The sequence below is a fragment of the Citrobacter sp. MGH103 genome, from assembly GCF_001034475.2.
GTDB classification, from domain to species: Bacteria; Pseudomonadota; Gammaproteobacteria; order Enterobacterales; family Enterobacteriaceae; genus Citrobacter; species Citrobacter freundii.
The window spans coordinates 4,885,936-4,903,305 of record NZ_CP073043.1 but is presented as its reverse complement, the minus strand read 5'-3'; the positions used below and the strand labels follow the sequence as shown (position 1 = coordinate 4,903,305).

The following is a 17,370-nucleotide window of genomic DNA, read 5'->3' as shown; positions in this document are numbered from 1 at the left end:
GGCGTTAAAGTTTTTTGGCTTTTTCCACGGCTTCGTCGATAGAACCAACCATGTAGAACGCCTGCTCTGGCAGGTGGTCGTATTCGCCTTCCATGATGCCTTTAAAGCCACGGATGGTGTCTTTCAGGGAAACGTATTTGCCCGGAGAACCGGTGAATACTTCCGCAACGAAGAACGGCTGGGACAGGAAGCGCTGAATCTTACGTGCGCGTGCTACCACCAGTTTATCTTCTTCAGACAGTTCATCCATACCCAGGATGGCGATGATGTCTTTCAGTTCCTGATAACGCTGCAGCAGGGACTGTACGCCACGCGCGGTGTCGTAGTGTTCCTGACCAACAACCAGCGGATCCAGCTGACGGCTGGTGGAGTCCAGCGGGTCAACTGCCGGGTAGATACCCAGAGATGCGATCTGACGGCTCAGTACCACGGTTGCATCCAAGTGAGCAAAGGTGGTTGCTGGGGATGGGTCAGTCAAGTCATCCGCTGGTACGTATACCGCCTGAACGGAGGTGATAGAACCGGTTTTGGTGGAGGTGATACGTTCCTGCAGAACACCCATCTCTTCCGCCAGGGTCGGCTGGTAGCCTACCGCTGATGGCATACGACCCAGCAGTGCAGATACTTCTGTACCGGCCAGGGTGTAACGATAGATGTTATCAACGAACAGCAGAACGTCACGACCTTCGTCACGGAACTTCTCAGCCATGGTCAGACCGGTCAGCGCAACACGCAGACGGTTTCCCGGCGGCTCGTTCATCTGGCCATATACCAGGGATACTTTGTCCAGAACGTTGGAGTCGGTCATTTCGTGGTAGAAGTCGTTACCCTCACGAGTACGTTCACCTACGCCCGCAAACACGGAGTAACCGGAGTGTTCGATCGCGATGTTACGGATCAGCTCCATCATGTTTACGGTTTTACCTACCCCCGCACCACCGAACAGACCAACTTTACCGCCCTTAGCGAACGGACACATCAGGTCGATAACTTTGATACCGGTTTCCAGCAGTTCCTGAGAGCTTGACAGCTCTTCGTAGGAAGGTGCTGCACGGTGGATAGCCCAACGCTCTTCTTCACCGATATCGCCTTTCATGTCGATCGGGTGACCCAGGACGTTCATGATACGACCCAGCGTTGCTTTACCTACCGGGACTTCGATCGGGTGCTCGAGGTCTTTAACTTCCAGACCACGACGCAGACCGTCAGAAGAACCCATGGCGATGGTACGTACGATACCGCCGCCGAGCTGCTGCTGAACTTCCAGCACCAGGCTCTCTTTACCATTCATAACCTCAAGAGCATCGTACACGCGCGGTACGGCATCCTGAGGGAATTCGACGTCAACCACGGCGCCGATTACCTGGACAATTTTTCCAGTAGCCATCTTGAATCCTCTACGAATTAACCTGGTTATACCGCGGATGCACCACCGACGATTTCGGTGAGTTCCTGAGTAATGCTGGCCTGACGAGCTTTGTTGTATACCAACTGCAGCTCTTTAATCAGGCTGCCGCCATTGTCGGTCGCGGCTTTCATCGCCACCATACGTGCGGCCTGCTCGCTGGCCAGGTTTTCTACCACGCCCTGATAAACCTGAGACTCGACATAACGACGCAGCAGGGTATCCAGCAGCGCTTTCGGGTCTGGCTCATACAGGTAATCCCAGGATTTACGCTTCAATTCATCATCATCTGATGCCGGCAGAGGCAGCAGTTGGGTGATGGTTGGCGTCTGAGACATGGTGTTAATAAATTTGTTGCTGACAACGTACAGTCTGTCCAGGCGACCTTCATCGTAGGCCTGCAGCATCACTTTAACCGGACCGATCAGTTCGGACAGGGAAGGGTTATCCCCCATACCGGTTACCTGAGCAATCACATTACCGCCAACGGAGTTAAAGAAAGACACGCCCTTAGAGCCGATCATTGCGATATCGCACTGAACGCCTTTATCGGACCATGTTTTCATATCCGCCAGCAGCTTTTTGAACAGGTTAATGTTCAAGCCACCGCACAGACCACGGTCGGTCGACACCACCAGGTAGCCCACGCGTTTAACGTCGCGTTCTTCCAGGTAAGGGTGCTTATATTCCAGATTACCATTCGCAAGGTGACCAATCACTTTGCGCATGGTCTCTGCATAAGGACGGCTGGCCGCCATGCGATCCTGCGATTTACGCATTTTGGAAGCGGCGACCATCTCCATCGCTTTAGTGATCTTCTGCGTGTTCTGGACGCTTGCGATCTTACTACGTATCTCTTTTGCGCCGGCCATGAGCTTCTCCTCAATGCCTTGCGGTCCACCCTAAAGCAGACCGCCAGACGTTACCAGGACTGGGTTGCCTTGAAGGAATCGAGGATAGCTTTCAGCTTGCCTTCGATTTCATCGTTATAGCCACCGGACTGGTTGATCTCTTGCATCAGCGGAGCGTGGTCACGGTCAACGTAAGCCAGCAGAGCGGCTTCGAAGCTACCGATTTTCGCCAGTTCCACATCTTCGAGGTAACCGCGTTCAGCCGCGAACAGCACCACACCCTGCTGTGCAACAGACATTGGCGCATACTGTTTCTGCTTCAGCAGTTCAGTTACTTTCTGACCGTGGCTCAGCTGCTTACGAGTAGCTTCATCCAGGTCGGAAGCGAACTGAGAAAACGCTGCCAGTTCACGATACTGCGCCAGTGCGGTACGAATACCACCGGACAGTTTCTTGATGATCTTGGTCTGCGCTGCACCACCAACACGAGATACGGAGATACCCGGGTTAACTGCCGGACGAATACCGGAGTTAAACAGGTTGGTTTCCAGGAAGATCTGACCATCGGTAATAGAAATTACGTTGGTCGGAACGAACGCAGAAACGTCACCCGCCTGGGTTTCGATAATCGGCAGAGCGGTCAGGGAGCCAGTTTTACCTTTAACTTCACCATTGGTGAACTTCTCAACGTATTCCGCGTTTACGCGGGATGCGCGTTCCAGCAGACGGGAGTGGAGGTAAAATACGTCGCCCGGGAATGCTTCACGTCCTGGTGGACGACGCAGCAGCAGGGAAACCTGACGGTAAGCAACAGCCTGTTTAGACAGGTCATCGTAAACGATCAGTGCATCTTCACCGCGGTCACGGAAGTATTCGCCCATTGCGCAACCGGCATATGGTGCCAGGTATTGCAGTGCAGCAGATTCAGACGCGGTCGCCACAACAACGATGGTGTTGGACAGTGCGCCGTGTTCTTCCAGTTTACGAACCACGTTAGAAATGGTGGACGCTTTCTGGCCGATAGCCACGTACACACATTTGATGCCAGAATCACGCTGGTTGATGATGGCATCGATTGCCATCGCGGTTTTACCTGTCTGACGGTCACCGATGATCAGCTCACGCTGGCCACGACCGATTGGGATCATGGCATCAACAGATTTATAACCGGTCTGCACTGGCTGGTCGACGGACTGACGTTCGATTACGCCTGGTGCGATAACTTCGATTGGCGAGAAGCCATCGTTATCAACCGGACCTTTACCGTCAATCGGGGAACCCAGAGTGTTCACCACACGACCCAGCAGTCCACGGCCAACCGGAACTTCCAGAATACGACCCGTACACTTAACCTTCATGCCTTCGGCGAGGTCAGCGTATGGACCCATCACAACTGCACCTACGGAGTCGCGCTCCAGGTTCAGTGCGATAGCGTAACGGTTACCCGGCAGGGAAATCATCTCACCCTGCATACAATCGGCCAGGCCGTGAATGCGGATAACACCGTCACTTACAGAAACAATAGTACCTTCGTTGTGAGCTTCGCTCACAACATTGAACTGAGCAATGCGCTGCTTGATCAGTTCGCTGATTTCGGTGGAATTCAGTTGCATGCTCCAGTCCCCTTAAGACTGCAAGACGTCTGCAAGGCGTTCAAGACGGCCGCGTACGCTGCCATCAATGACCATATCACCCGCTCGGATGATTACGCCTGCCATTACAGACTTATCGATTTTGCAATTCAGCTTAACTTTGCGTGACAGACGTTTTTCCATCGCTGCGCTAATCTTCTTAAGCTGTTCATCACTCAGTGCATTGGCAGAAGTAACTTCTACCTCAGAGATAGCCTCACTGGCTGCACGCAGGTGAATAAACTGCTCAAGAACATCCGGGAGCGCATTCAGACGGTTATTTTCAGCCATTACCCGAATCAGGTTTTGGCCGCTTTCGTCCAGTTGCTCACCGCATACGGCGATAAACGACTCAGCGAGCGTTTCCGGCGCCAGCGCGCCAGAGAGAAGCTCTGCCATTTGTTCGTTTTTTGTCACCTCAGCGGCAAACATCAGCATATCCTGCCAACGGTCAACGCTTTGGTGCTCAACGGCAAAGTCAAAAGCTGCTTTGGCGTAGGGGCGAGCTACCGTAACAAATTCAGACATCAGCCCCTCCCTCCTTACAGTTCAGCGACAAGTTTGTCCACGATGTCGCTATTAGCAGCTTCATCCACGGAACGTTCGATGATCTTCTCGGCGCCAGCAACAGCCAGGATAGCAACTTGCTTACGCAGCTCTTCGCGAGCACGTTTACGCTCGGCTTCAATTTCCGCCTGCGCCTGTGCCACGATTTTAGTACGTTCCTGCTCTGCTTCAGTTTTAGCTTCGTCCAGGATCTGAGCACGGCGTTTGTTCGCCTGCTCGATGATTACCTGAGCTTCCGCCTTCGCTTTTTTCAGCTGGTCGGTCGCGCTGGCCTTTGCAAGGTCAAGATCCTTATGTGCTCGTTCTGCAGAAGCAAGGCCGTCAGCAATTTCTTTTTGACGTTTTTCGATGGCAGCCATTAAAGGCGGCCATACGTACTTCATGCAGAACAGAACGAACAGGACAAACGCGATGGCCTGGCCGAGGATTGTTGCGTTAAGATTCACAGCACAATGCCTCTATCTAGTTAACGTTCTGATATTGCTCTTAATTCAAGCAACGCTTACTACGCGACAGCAAACATCACGTACAGACCCAGACCTACAGCGATCATTGGGATTGCATCCACCAGACCCATAACGATAAAGAACTGAGTACGCAGCAGAGGAATCAGATCCGGTTGACGCGCTGCGCCTTCCAGGAATTTACCCCCGAGGATGCCGATACCGATCGCAGCACCGATTGCCGCCAGACCCATCATCACAGCGGCAGCAATGTACAGCAGATCCATATTCAGGTTTTCCATGACAGTCTCCAGTTTGTTTCAGTTAAAACGTAGTAGTGTTGGTAAATTAATGCTCTTCAGATGCCATCGACAGATAGACAATCGTCAGAACCATAAATATGAAGGCTTGCAGCGTGATAATCAGTATGTGGAAAATGGCCCACGGCACATTCAGGATCCACTGTGACCACCACGGCAACAGACCAGCAATCAGAATGAAAATCAGCTCACCAGCGTACATGTTACCGAACAGTCGCAGACCAAGTGAGATTGGTTTGGACAGCAGGCTTACCCCTTCAAGGATTAAGTTGACAGGGATGAACGCCCAGTGATTGAACGGCTGCAGCGTCAACTCTTTCGCGAAGCCACCGATGCCTTTCATTTTGATGCTGTAGAACAGAATGAGGATAAATACGCCCAGCGCCATCGACAGGGTGATGTTCACGTCAGCAGACGGAACCACACGCAGAGCCGGTAGGCCAAAGATATGCTCACCGATGTACGGCAGCAGGTCGATAGGCAGCAAATCCATCAAGTTCATCAGGAATACCCAGACGAAAATCGTCAGGGCCAGCGGAGCAATCAGCTTGCTTTTGCCATGGTACATGTCTTTCACGCTACCATGCACAAAGCCGATTACCAGCTCAATCGCAGTCTGAAATTTACCTGGTACGCCGCTGGTCGCCTTTTTGGCTACGCTACGGAACATAAGCAGGAACAACAGACCCAGAACCACCGAGAAGAAAATGGAGTCAATATTGAGCGTCCAGAAGGTGGCTGGGGGGTTGTGCGGATCCACCAGCGAGAATGTACGTAGGTCCAACTGAAGGTTATTCAGATGGTGTCCTATGTAATCCTGCGGCGTCATATTTTCTGAAGCCATGATGCCTTTACCCTTTGTTGTTAATTACAGCCGGCGCCAGTATCTGAACCACCAGCACCAAAACCCACGTAACGATCAGCGGCATGAATACCGCTTTCAAAACAGCCAACGCCACCACCAACAACACCAGCATAGCTAATACCTTGAAGGCTTCGCCGAAAGCGAACGTCCAGGCTACTCGGCCTTTAGCTGGTGTATGTGCCTGGTGACGCCAGGCAAATATCATAAACAACACATTAGGCAGTAACACTGCCAATCCACCGCACAATGCGGAGATGCCCCAGAAAGGGTCTTTGAGGCTAAATAGCAGTCCACTTGCTATTACCGCCAGAAACTGTGTGAGCAAAAGCTTACGAGCAACGTTTCGACTCAAGAGCGACATAGACATCACGTTTTTACTCCTGCTCCCTTCGAGGTATGCCGCGTGTCGTATAAAACGTTCTTTATGGCTTAGAGTCAAGCATCAAAAAGCGGTCAAATTATACGGTGCGCCTTCTCGATTTCAAACAATAAGTAGCTAAAAAGTGAATAAATGTTTAAATATTTTTCGCTACGCCACATTTATCACTTTTATGCAAACTGTGAACGATCATGCAAAACTGCAAAAGCCGCGTAAACACTGGCTGCAAAGCGTGCACCAGATCACATATTAAGCATATTCGCCCCGGCACTATTTATTTACTTGGCAAATGATGCCATTTCAACTTTTTGATATTTAAGCCTAAAATTCGTTACTGTTTTAAAAATAGCGAATAACAACAAAAAAACCACCCATTGACATTTATAATAAAAAATTAACACGAGCGGTGATTCTTTGATTCTATTTTTAGCAGGCTGATATTTTCACAGCTGACTTGTTTCACTTTTAACAAAAAACGGTACGTTATAGTTATGATGCAAAACCGTAAGGCATTAGTGAAATGTAACGACATTTAACCACACTATTCCTTATGACTTTTAACACCCGAAGAACCGTTTTTTTTCTATTTTTTTTGATAAAAATTAAATTTTGTTTGGCTTAATAACCACCAGATGACGTTCACCATCCAGTTGCGGAACGCGTAATTTTTCGACCGACTCGACGCTGAATTCTGCAGGCAACGAGGCAATTTCATCTTCAGGCAACTGCCCTTTTAGCGCATAAAAACGCCCTTCCTGACCAGGCAAATGATGGCACCAGCTCACCATATCATTGAGTGACGCGAAAGCACGGCTAATCACCCCATCAAACGGCGGCTCTGAAGGGAATTCTTCAACGCGACTTTGCACTGGAGTGATGTTAGTAAGCGCAAGCTCATGCTGCACCTGGCGCAAGAAACGAACGCGTTTTCCCAGGCTATCCAGCAGTGTGAAATGCGCTTCAGGACGTACGATGGAGAGAGGGATTCCCGGTAGGCCCGGACCAGTGCCGACATCGATAAAACGCTCGCCCTTCAGGTACGGCGCGACGACAATGCTGTCCAGAATATGGCGCACCAGCATTTCGTTGGGATCACGCACCGACGTCAGGTTGTACGCTTTGTTCCATTTATGCAGCATATCGACATACGCAATCAGCTGATTTTTCTGGTGATCGGTAAGAGAAATACCGGCATCAGCCAGCAGACGAGAGAGTTTGTTGAGCACGGTCGTTACCTGTAAATAATCTATTGCCCGACGCGCTGTCGCTTATCGGGCCGACAAATTTGTAGGGCGGGCAAACGAAGCACTCCCGCCAAAAAGTGATATCAAGCGCTGCGACGCAGCATACCTTGTTTTTTCAGCCATACCAGCAGAATGGAGATGGCGGCAGGTGTTACGCCGGAAATACGCGATGCCTGGCCGATCGATACCGGTTTGTGATCGTTCAGTTTGGCAATGACCTCATTCGACAAGCCGGAGACCTGACGATAATCCAGCGTTGCAGGCAACAGGGTGTTCTCATTACGCTGTTGTCTCTCGATCTCTTCCTGCTGACGGGCGATATATCCTTCGTATTTCACCTGAATTTCAACCTGTTCCGCGGCCTGAGCATCATCAAGCGCAGGTGCAAACGCAGATAAAGAGGTCAACTGAGCATAGGTCATATCCGGGCGACGCAGCAGATCTTCACCGCTCGCTTCACGTGACAGAGGTGTCGCCAGGTGAGCATTCACTTCTGCAGCGGACTCCGCTAACGGATTCACCCAGGTTGATTTGAGACGCTGGCGTTCTTGTTCAATACGCTCCAGCTTCTCGTTGAAGCGAGCCCAACGCTCATCGTCCACCAGTCCCAGCTCACGGCCAATTTCGGTCAGACGCAGGTCGGCGTTATCTTCGCGCAGCATCAAACGGTATTCCGCGCGTGAGGTGAACATGCGGTACGGTTCTTTGGTGCCCAGCGTACACAGATCGTCCACCAGCACACCAAGATAAGCCTGATCGCGGCGCGGCGCCCAGCCGTCTTTGTCAGCAGATAAGCGTGCGGCGTTCAGACCAGCCAGCATCCCTTGCGCGGCAGCTTCTTCATAACCGGTCGTACCGTTGATCTGACCAGCAAAGAACAGACCCTGGATGAATTTGCTTTCCAGAGTAGGTTTCAGGTCGCGCGGATCGAAGAAATCATACTCAATCGCGTAGCCAGGACGGACGATTCTGGCATTTTCCATCCCCTGCATGGAACGGACAATTTGCATCTGCACATCGAACGGCAGGCTGGTGGAGATGCCATTCGGGTAAATTTCGTTAGACGTCAGTCCTTCCGGTTCGAGGAAGATCTGATGCTGGTTACGATCGGCAAAGCGCATCACTTTGTCTTCGATCGACGGGCAATAGCGTGGGCCGATACCTTCGATCACGCCTGCGTACATCGGGCTACGATCGAGGTTATTACGGATCACATCATGGGTTTTTTCATTGGTATGCGTGATGTAACACGGCATCTGGCGCGGATGTTGAGAAGCATCGCCCAGGAATGAGAAGACCGGCATCGGGTTATCGCTGTTTTGCTGGCCGAGCACGCTGAAATCAATCGTGCGCGCATCGATTCGCGGCGGTGTACCGGTTTTCAGGCGACTGACGCGCAGCGGCAGTTCACGCAGACGACGTGACAGCGGAATAGACGGCGGATCGCCAGCGCGGCCACCGCTGTAGTTGTCCAGACCAATATGAATTTTGCCGTCGAGGAAAGTCCCCACGGTTAACACGACCGCTTTGGCACGGAACTTCAGTCCCATTTGGGTTACCGCGCCTACGACACGATCGTTTTCAACAATCAGATCTTCAACCGCCTGTTGGAAGATCATCAGGTTGGGTTGATTCTCCAGTGCGGTACGTACCGCCTGGCGATAGAGCACACGATCGGCTTGAGCGCGAGTAGCACGAACGGCAGGCCCTTTGCTGGCGTTTAGTATCCTAAACTGGATACCCGCATGGTCGATCGCTTTTGCCATCAACCCACCAAGCGCATCCACTTCTTTTACCAGGTGTCCCTTCCCAATACCGCCGATCGCCGGGTTGCAGCTCATCTGTCCCAGAGTGTCGATATTGTGTGTCAAAAGCAGAGTCTGTTGACCCATTCGCGCCGCGGCCATTGCGGCCTCGGTGCCTGCATGACCCCCGCCAATGATGATGACGTCAAAAGGATCCTGATAAAACATGGTGATTGCCTCGCATAACGCGGTGTGAAAATGGATTGAAGCCCGGGCCGTGGATTCTACTCAACTTTAGTCGATGGAGAAAGACCTGGGATCCTGGGTATTAAAAAGAAGATCTTTTTATTTAGAGATCTGTTTTATTGTGATCTCTTATTAGGATCGCACCTTTCTGTGGATAAGGTCGATCCTTTAAGTAAGATCAACAGGTTGCTGAGGATCATTAGCTGTGAATGATCGGTGATCCTGGTCCGTATAAGCTGGGATCAGAATGAAGGGTTATACACAACTCAAAAACTGAACAACGGTTGTTCTTGGGATAACTACCGGTTGATCCAAGCTTTTAACCAGAGTTATCCACATAAAAAAGTACGATCTTTACAAATCTCTGAGCAACGGATGCCACGATCCCAGCCAAATTTCAGCCGGATCTTCCGGAATTTCATGTTCCAGTACGTTGATCCTGAGTGTTTCGCCGATCTGTTTTGCCCCACAGGCCTTCAATTCGGCTTCCAGCTTGTCGATTGCGCCGCAAAAGGTGTCATATTCACGACTGCCGATCCCGATTGCACCAAAGTGCACTTGTGACAGGTTCGGTTTCTGCTCGCGTAAGGCATCATATAAAGGCTGCAGGTTGTCAGGAATGTCTCCTGCTCCGTGTGTGGAGCTGATAATCAGCCAGATCCCGTCAGTCGGAACCTCTTCAAGCATTGGCCCATGCAGTATTTCGCTGGAAAAACCGGCGTCGTCCAGCTTTTCAGCCAGATGCTCTGCTACATATTCCGCACTGCCAAGCGTACTACCGCTGATAAGAGTGATGTCTGCCATGATCGCCCACCTTTATAAAGAGGGCGTATTGTACGCTGTGTGCGAGCTGGGATCTACCTGTGGAAAAATAGGGGATTAAAAAAACCGATCATGGCTTGATGGTACGCATAATCGGGTTCTGCAAGACGATCAGGGTTTCAGTGGACTGAATTTCGTCAATTGTTTGGATCTTGTTGATAAGTACCTGCTGCAACGCGTCGATCGATTTGCACATTACCTTAATAAAGATGCTGTAGTGCCCGGTGGTGTAATACGCTTCGGTCACTTCATCGAGGCTTTCCAGTCTTGCAAGTGCTGACGGATAGTCTTTCGCACTTTTCAGAATGATGCCGATAAAGCAGCCGACGTCGTAACCCAATTGTTTGGGACTAACATCAATCCGCGCGCCGGTAATGATCCCGGCCTGCTTCATCTTTTCTACGCGAACGTGAATTGTTCCTGGGCTGACGCCGAACTGTTTGGCTAATTCTGCGTAGGCTGTACGGGCATTTTCCATCAGGGCATCAAGAATGCCGCGGTCCAGATTGTCGATCTGATAATTTTCCATAGGTTTTTCTTATGTAGATTAATGATTCCCTCTATTTTAGACGTTAATTTTAACGAATCAAAATCGAAGTCGGCTTTTTGTTTGTTGATTATTGAATATTACCTCCATTCTGTTGCTTAATCATAGGCAACAGGACACAGGAGTACACATAATGAAAACCGCTTACATTGCCAAACAACGTCAAATTAGCTTCGTAAAATCTCATTTCTCTCGCCAGCTGGAAGAGCGTTTAGGTCTGATCGAAGTTCAGGCTCCGATCCTCAGCCGCGTTGGAGATGGCACGCAGGATAACTTGTCGGGCTGTGAAAAAGCGGTGCAGGTGAAGGTTAAAGCATTGCCAGACGCTCAATTCGAAGTGGTTCATTCACTGGCGAAGTGGAAGCGTCAAACGTTAGGACAACACGACTTTAGCGCAGGCGAGGGGCTGTACACGCATATGAAAGCCCTGCGTCCCGATGAAGATCGCCTCTCCCCGCTGCACTCAGTGTACGTTGACCAGTGGGACTGGGAGCGCGTGATGGGCGACGGTGAGCGTCAATTCTCCACTCTGAAAAGCACGGTAGAGGCTATCTGGGCGGGAATTAAGGCCACCGAAGCTGCGGTTAGCAAAGAGTTTGGTCTGGCACCGTTCCTGCCAGACCAGATCCACTTTGTTCATAGCCAGGAGCTGTTATCTCGTTATCCGGATCTTGACGCAAAAGGTCGTGAACGTGCGATCGCTAAAGAGCTGGGCGCGGTATTCCTGGTGGGTATCGGCGGTAAGCTCAGTGACGGTCACCGTCATGATGTACGCGCGCCGGATTATGATGACTGGAGTTCAGCGTCTGAGCTGGGTCATGCCGGTCTGAACGGTGATATTCTGGTCTGGAACCCGGTTCTGGAAGATGCGTTTGAGCTGTCTTCTATGGGGATCCGTGTGGATGCTGACGCTCTGAAACACCAGTTGTCTTTGACCGGTGATGAAGATCGCCTGAGTCTGGAATGGCACCAGGCGCTGCTGCGTGGTGAAATGCCGCAGACGATTGGTGGGGGGATTGGGCAGTCGCGTCTGACCATGCTGTTGCTGCAATTACCGCACATTGGCCAGGTTCAGTGTGGCGTATGGCCGGCCCAGGTACGTGAAAGCGTCGCTTCTCTGCTGTAACAATTAACGCCGCCAGCGTCTGAGCAGGCGGCTTCGCATCCCGGTATCAAAGCGCCAGATATGATCGAAAATGCGCATGATGCCGGGTTTGCCATGTGCTGACATCGCTACCGCATGAAAACGGTGCTGGTGCACCCGCTGTAATTCCCCCACTTTGCTGACGACTTCATCGGGTAATCGCTGAGCGATAAAATCTGAGATAACCACCGCATCGGCATCAAACCATTCCCGACCCTGCATGCGTTCAATAATGGCGCGAAAACAGCTGGCAATATCAGTGCCACCACGAAAGCGTTGACTTAAAAAGCGGATCGCCTGTTCGATGCCCTCCGGACCGGAAAGCTCATAGCGCACCACTTCTGTTGAAAACAGCATAATGAAACAACGCCGGTTATCGGCAAGGGCGACGCGCATTAGCGCCAGGCAAAAGGCTTTCGCACACTGCTCATTAAACCCGCCCATCGATCCTGATGTATCAACGCAGACGATAAAAGGTCCGCGCGGCTGCTCGTCAAAATCCTGATGCACCACCGGACGTTCTGTTACTTTCTCACGCCATGCTTCGCCGTGCAGGCGGTAGGTCAGCAGTTGCTTTTCCACCAGCCGTCGGTAGAACTCGTATTCCAGTTCGGTTATGCCCAACGTGGCCAGTTCTGGCGGTAGCAGGCGCAGGATATCGTCACTTTGCTGGATGCCATCCACCTGCTCCGGGACGGTGGCCGGTTCGCGCACCAGGGTGCGGAAGGTTTCCATTGGCGCATCTTTACGCGGCACGGATTTCGCCTCTCTGGAACGACCTAACTGCTCGGCCAGGCGCTGGAGTTCGGGTTGTTGCGTCAGAAATTCGCCGTATTTCACCATCAACTGATAATCACCGCGCTTGATTTGGCCCGCGCTCATATCCCACAACCGGCCTGCAGCGTTGTCATTTTCCGCCAGAACAGGTTCCAGTTGTCCGCTAAGGGTCATCCGTTCCTGTACTTCACTGAGCAAATGCTCGCGCTCTTCTTCCAGCAGTTGCTGATTCAGCGTTGTGGTTTGCACCACCAGGCTCAGGCGCCAGCGCTGGAGAAAAAGCGTATGTAGGGCGGGCGTAAAGGTGCTGTTGTCATTGACCAGTTGCTGCGCTTGCCCAGCCCAGGGCGAATGGAGTCGGTGCAATATCGATAATATTTGCGGTAGTTGAACGATAAACTGTGCATGAGAGAGGAGCTGGCTTTGTTGATAACAAATGACTTCTTCTGCCAACTCCGGCGGCACATGGGTATCTTTGAGGCGGCTACGCAAAGATTCGCGCCAGCGGGGAATATCGTCAGTGATCGCTTTTTTAAGGCGAGGAAATTTTTTAAAAAATACCACCATCTTTGGGGAAGCCAACAGGGCGACGATCATCTCTTCGATCATCGCCTCTTCGCTGACTGCCAGCATTATGTTGAGTGTATCAAGGGTCAGCATTGTTGCGCCTGGCGGATTTGCGCCCCGACATCCTGCAGGCTGGCCTCAATGCGGCCTAACCAGTCGCTATGAATAAACAGGCATTTTTGCTGTTCGCTGAATGCGCTGTGCTGCTGATGCCACTCGTTATCGAGGGCTTCAAGCTCCTGTTTTATCTCTGCGGGCATACTCTCTTGCGAAGCCCCCGGCAGCGCCAGGCGAGAACCCTGTAAACTGACATCGCGCACAACCAGATGCTGTGCACTATCGACTTCCATATTCAGCGTTTGGGCAAAGCCGATCCCGTTTAATTTTCCGCGGATTTCACCGCCTTTTGTTAGCCACAGTTCCAGCGCACTGCGTTCGAAAGCAATATGGATAACTTCCATATCATGCAGCTTTAATGGCTTTTGTAGCAGTAATGTCACGACTGAGGACGTAGCTTCCGGTGGTAAATCATAATGAGGACGACGACTGAACATGCCACCCTGACGGATTACCGTGAACGCCGTTTTGTCGCTTTGTTGCTGCTGGAGTTGAATGCGGCGCTGCACAATACTGCCCAGGCGCGTCAGCATGGCTTGCTGCTGCCAGGCGTGTCCGGTCATCAATATTTCAAGCTGCTGTTGCATCAGATTCAGGCTTTGCGCGTCGTACCACAGACAATCTTTCAGCAGGATCAGGTCGATAGGTACTACCGCATCACGTCCGCTAAAGAAAGCGCTGGCCTGGAGTAAGCGGATCGCTTTTTTCCAGCGACGATCGGACACGTAGGGGGCATTCGGTAGCGTGTCCAACTGCTGGCGTAGGGTGAAAATAAGCTCAAACACGCGATCGGGAAGCTTGATGGCGCCAATGTCTTTTTGCCACTGGTGATACTCTTCATCCGTCACCTGCAATGATGCGGGGACCGGGTTGTCGCTTTCATCCTGCTGACTTAGCAGCATGGACCGGAAATTGGCCTTGTCCTGAACTTTATCCAGCCACAGACGAATCAGCATACGGTCGTACAGCGCTTCCAGGCTGCTGTCGGCTTCAGGCAGTTCGTTGGATGCGGCCACCAGCAGACGCATCGGAATTTTTTCTTCATACGCGCCGTTGCGAAAGTGACGTTCGTTAATGGCGGTCAGCAGGGTGTTAAGAATTGCCGGGCCTGCTTTCCAGATTTCATCGAGAAAAACGATTTCAGCTTCAGGAAGATAGCCCGCCGTTAAGCGTTCATAGCGACCTTCGTCTTTAAGGGCCTGAATGGACAGCGGGCCGAAAACTTCTTCCGGCGTAGAGAAGCGCGTCATCAGGTATTCAAAAGCGCGTGCATTTTGGAAGGCAAACTTCAGTCGGCGGGCAATTAAGCTCTTTGCGATCCCCGGGGGCCCTAATAAGAAAACGCTCTCGCCGCTGAGTGCTGCCAGCAGACACAGACGAATGGCGTGGCTACGTTCAAAAAGTCCCTTTTCCAGCGCATTGCTCAGACGGGAAATTCTTTCCGCTAATAAATGTGGGTGAGCCATAATGAAGTGGCGTCCTTTCGCCAAATGTACTGCATAAACTGCGAGTATAGATGCTTCACACCATTGCAGTAATAGACTGAAGGTGCGCTTATTTTTCTTTGAGCCAGATTAATCTGGTCTCATTTAGGGGTACGATTTTGTGATTAATCGTGCATACTGTGCGCCTTTTTGTGGGCCAAGGGACGACGCACACATTTCTTATATATACACCAAATCAATCAAGCTGCACCAAGGCGGCAATGGAGTTTTCTCCTGGGATGGGGGGAATAACGAATGCAGCCCACACGGAGTGGCTTGAAAGATGATGTGTATAAACGAAAGACGAGTCTATGAGCACTGATAATAAACAATCATTGTCTGCGATTACCCTTGCAGCCATTGGGGTTGTCTACGGTGATATTGGTACCAGCCCACTTTATACGCTTCGTGAATGTTTGTCCGGTCAGTTTGGTTTTGGCGTTGAACGTGATGCCGTATTTGGTTTTCTCTCGCTGATTTTCTGGCTGCTGATCTTTGTTGTCTCCATAAAATACCTGACGTTTGTCATGCGCGCAGATAACGCCGGAGAAGGCGGGATCCTGACGCTGATGTCATTGGCCGGGCGCAATACCTCGGCGCGAACAACCTCCATGCTGGTCATTATGGGATTGATAGGCGGCAGCTTCTTCTATGGTGAAGTGGTGATTACGCCAGCCATTTCTGTGATGTCTGCGATTGAAGGTCTGGAGATTATTGCCCCGCAACTGGATACCTGGATTGTTCCGCTCTCGATAATCGTACTGACCCTGCTGTTTTTGATTCAAAAACACGGTACCGGCATGGTCGGTAAGCTGTTTGCGCCGATTATGCTGCTGTGGTTCCTGACGCTGGCGGTTTTAGGCGTGCGCAGTATTATTGGCAATCCGGAAGTACTGCAGGCGCTAAATCCGTATTGGGCGGTGCATTTCTTCCTCGAATTCAAAACGTTGTCTTTTATTGCGCTGGGTGCGGTGGTGCTGTCGATTACCGGTGTTGAAGCGCTGTATGCGGATATGGGCCACTTCGGTAAGTTGCCGATTCGCCTGGCATGGTTCTCTGTGGTGTTGCCTTCACTGGTACTGAACTATTTTGGTCAGGGGGCGCTATTGTTAAAGCATCCTGAAGCGATCAAAAACCCGTTCTTCCTGTTGGCGCCAGACTGGGCGTTGATCCCGCTACTGATCCTCGCCGCGCTGGCGACGGTTATCGCTTCGCAGGCGGTTATATCCGGTGTCTTCTCGCTGACGCGTCAGGCCGTGCGTTTGGGATATTTATCGCCAATGCGCATTATCCATACCTCGGAAATGGAGTCGGGCCAGATCTACATTCCTTTCGTTAACTGGATGCTCTATTTTGCGGTGGTTATCGTGATTGTGAGTTTTGAACACTCCAGTAATCTGGCCGCGGCGTACGGGATTGCGGTAACGGGGACGATGGTGCTGACCTCTATTTTGTCGACCACCGTGGCGCGCAAAAACTGGCACTGGAATAAATACTTCGTCTTCCTGATCCTGGTGGCATTCTTGTGCGTCGATGTTCCGCTGTTCTCCGCGAACCTCGATAAACTGATTTCCGGCGGTTGGCTGCCTCTGACGTTGGGTCTGGTGATGTTCACCATCATGACCACCTGGAAAAGTGAACGCTTCCGTCTGCTGCGTCGCATGCATGAGCACGGTAACTCTCTGGAGGCGATGATTGCTTCTCTGGAGAAATCGCCACCGGTACGCGTGCCGGGAACGGCGGTGTATATGTCCCGCGCACTGAACGTCATCCCGTTTGCGCTTCTGCATAACCTCAAACATAACAAGGTGCTGCATGAGCGCGTTATTCTGCTGACGCTGCGCACGGAAGATGCGCCCTATGTTCACAACGTGCGTAGGGTGCAGATTGAGCAGTTATCGCCCACCTTCTGGCGCGTAGTTGCCAGCTACGGTTGGCGTGAAACGCCGAACGTGGAGGAAGTGTTCCATCGCTGCGGTCTGGAAGGCTTAAGCTGCCGGATGATGGAAACCTCCTTCTTCATGTCGCACGAGTCGCTGATTGTCGGCAAACGACCGTGGTACTTGCGTCTGCGCGGTAAGCTGTATCTGCTGCTACAGCGCAATGCGCTGCGTGCGCCGGACCAGTTTGAAATCCCACCGAACCGGGTTATTGAGCTCGGTACTCAGGTCGAGATTTAATCTCATCGACGCCCTCTTTCATCGCGAAAGGGGGCG

16 protein-coding genes are annotated in these 17,370 nt (G+C 51.6%); 2 read left to right on the top strand and 14 right to left on the bottom strand.

The features are described from left to right. Positions 1-4: 4 nt before the first annotated feature. From atpD to asnC, 12 genes are all read right to left on the bottom strand, one after another. Positions 5-1,387 carry a F0F1 ATP synthase subunit beta gene (gene atpD, locus SK33_RS23590; protein ID WP_003023806.1) on the bottom strand — a complete coding sequence of 461 codons (1,383 nt, stop codon included), beginning with the start codon at positions 1,385-1,387 and terminating at the stop codon, positions 5-7. A 26-nt stretch (positions 1,388-1,413) separates the two neighbouring features. Continuing rightward, a complete protein-coding gene (atpG, locus tag SK33_RS23585) occupies positions 1,414-2,277 on the bottom strand; it encodes a F0F1 ATP synthase subunit gamma (RefSeq protein WP_003023804.1) in 864 nt (287 codons plus the stop codon). A gap of 50 nt (positions 2,278-2,327) precedes the next feature. Beyond that, complete coding sequence (gene atpA / locus SK33_RS23580) at positions 2,328-3,869, bottom strand: F0F1 ATP synthase subunit alpha (RefSeq protein WP_003023802.1); 1,542 nt, start codon at positions 3,867-3,869, stop codon at positions 2,328-2,330. 12 nt (positions 3,870-3,881) lie between these two features. Continuing rightward, positions 3,882-4,415 (bottom strand): F0F1 ATP synthase subunit delta, encoded by a 534-nt coding sequence (gene atpH / locus SK33_RS23575; protein WP_003023799.1) that lies wholly within the window; start codon positions 4,413-4,415, stop codon positions 3,882-3,884. A gap of 14 nt (positions 4,416-4,429) precedes the next feature. Then, the gene (atpF, locus tag SK33_RS23570) at positions 4,430-4,900 is read right to left on the bottom strand and encodes a F0F1 ATP synthase subunit B (protein ID WP_003023796.1); all 471 of its coding nucleotides are present in this window, start codon (positions 4,898-4,900) and stop codon (positions 4,430-4,432) included. 59 nt (positions 4,901-4,959) lie between these two features. Then, entirely contained in the window at positions 4,960-5,199 is a 240-nt protein-coding gene (atpE, locus tag SK33_RS23565) for a F0F1 ATP synthase subunit C (protein ID WP_003023794.1), read from the bottom strand. Between the two features lie 46 nt (positions 5,200-5,245). Continuing rightward, entirely contained in the window at positions 5,246-6,061 is an 816-nt protein-coding gene (gene atpB, locus SK33_RS23560; RefSeq protein ID WP_003023792.1) for a F0F1 ATP synthase subunit A, read from the bottom strand. 7 nt (positions 6,062-6,068) lie between these two features. Then, positions 6,069-6,449: a F0F1 ATP synthase subunit I gene (atpI, locus tag SK33_RS23555; protein ID WP_003023790.1), complete on the bottom strand. Its 381-nt coding sequence runs from the start codon at positions 6,447-6,449 to the stop codon at positions 6,069-6,071. 614 nt (positions 6,450-7,063) lie between these two features. Further along, on the bottom strand, positions 7,064-7,687 hold the full coding sequence (gene rsmG, locus SK33_RS23550; RefSeq protein ID WP_003023788.1) for a 16S rRNA (guanine(527)-N(7))-methyltransferase RsmG: 624 nt from the start codon (positions 7,685-7,687) through the stop codon (positions 7,064-7,066). 101 nt (positions 7,688-7,788) lie between these two features. Next, complete coding sequence (gene mnmG, locus SK33_RS23545) at positions 7,789-9,678, bottom strand: tRNA uridine-5-carboxymethylaminomethyl(34) synthesis enzyme MnmG (protein ID WP_003023784.1); 1,890 nt, start codon at positions 9,676-9,678, stop codon at positions 7,789-7,791. A 372-nt stretch (positions 9,679-10,050) separates the two neighbouring features. Beyond that, the gene (gene mioC / locus SK33_RS23540; RefSeq protein WP_003023782.1) at positions 10,051-10,500 is read right to left on the bottom strand and encodes an FMN-binding protein MioC; all 450 of its coding nucleotides are present in this window, start codon (positions 10,498-10,500) and stop codon (positions 10,051-10,053) included. A gap of 88 nt (positions 10,501-10,588) precedes the next feature. Then, positions 10,589-11,047, bottom strand: coding sequence for a transcriptional regulator AsnC (asnC, locus tag SK33_RS23535; protein ID WP_003023780.1), 459 nt, complete (start codon positions 11,045-11,047; stop codon positions 10,589-10,591). A gap of 151 nt (positions 11,048-11,198) precedes the next feature. Between asnC and asnA the strand changes: the two genes are divergently transcribed. Further along, complete coding sequence (gene asnA / locus SK33_RS23530) at positions 11,199-12,191, top strand: aspartate--ammonia ligase (protein WP_048218876.1); 993 nt, start codon at positions 11,199-11,201, stop codon at positions 12,189-12,191. Positions 12,192-12,194: 3 nt separating this feature from the next. Here asnA and viaA read toward each other — a convergent pair whose 3' ends face one another. After that, the gene (gene viaA / locus SK33_RS23525) at positions 12,195-13,646 is read right to left on the bottom strand and encodes an ATPase RavA stimulator ViaA (protein WP_048218877.1); all 1,452 of its coding nucleotides are present in this window, start codon (positions 13,644-13,646) and stop codon (positions 12,195-12,197) included. Beyond that, a complete protein-coding gene (gene ravA / locus SK33_RS23520; RefSeq protein WP_044700493.1) occupies positions 13,640-15,136 on the bottom strand; it encodes an ATPase RavA in 1,497 nt (498 codons plus the stop codon). Before ravA ends, viaA begins: the two co-directional genes overlap by 7 nt. A 329-nt stretch (positions 15,137-15,465) precedes the next feature. On the opposite strand from ravA, the gene kup reads away from it, so the two are divergent. Next, positions 15,466-17,334 (top strand): low affinity potassium transporter Kup, encoded by a 1,869-nt coding sequence (gene kup, locus SK33_RS23515; protein ID WP_003023768.1) that lies wholly within the window; start codon positions 15,466-15,468, stop codon positions 17,332-17,334. Positions 17,335-17,370 lie beyond the last annotated feature (36 nt).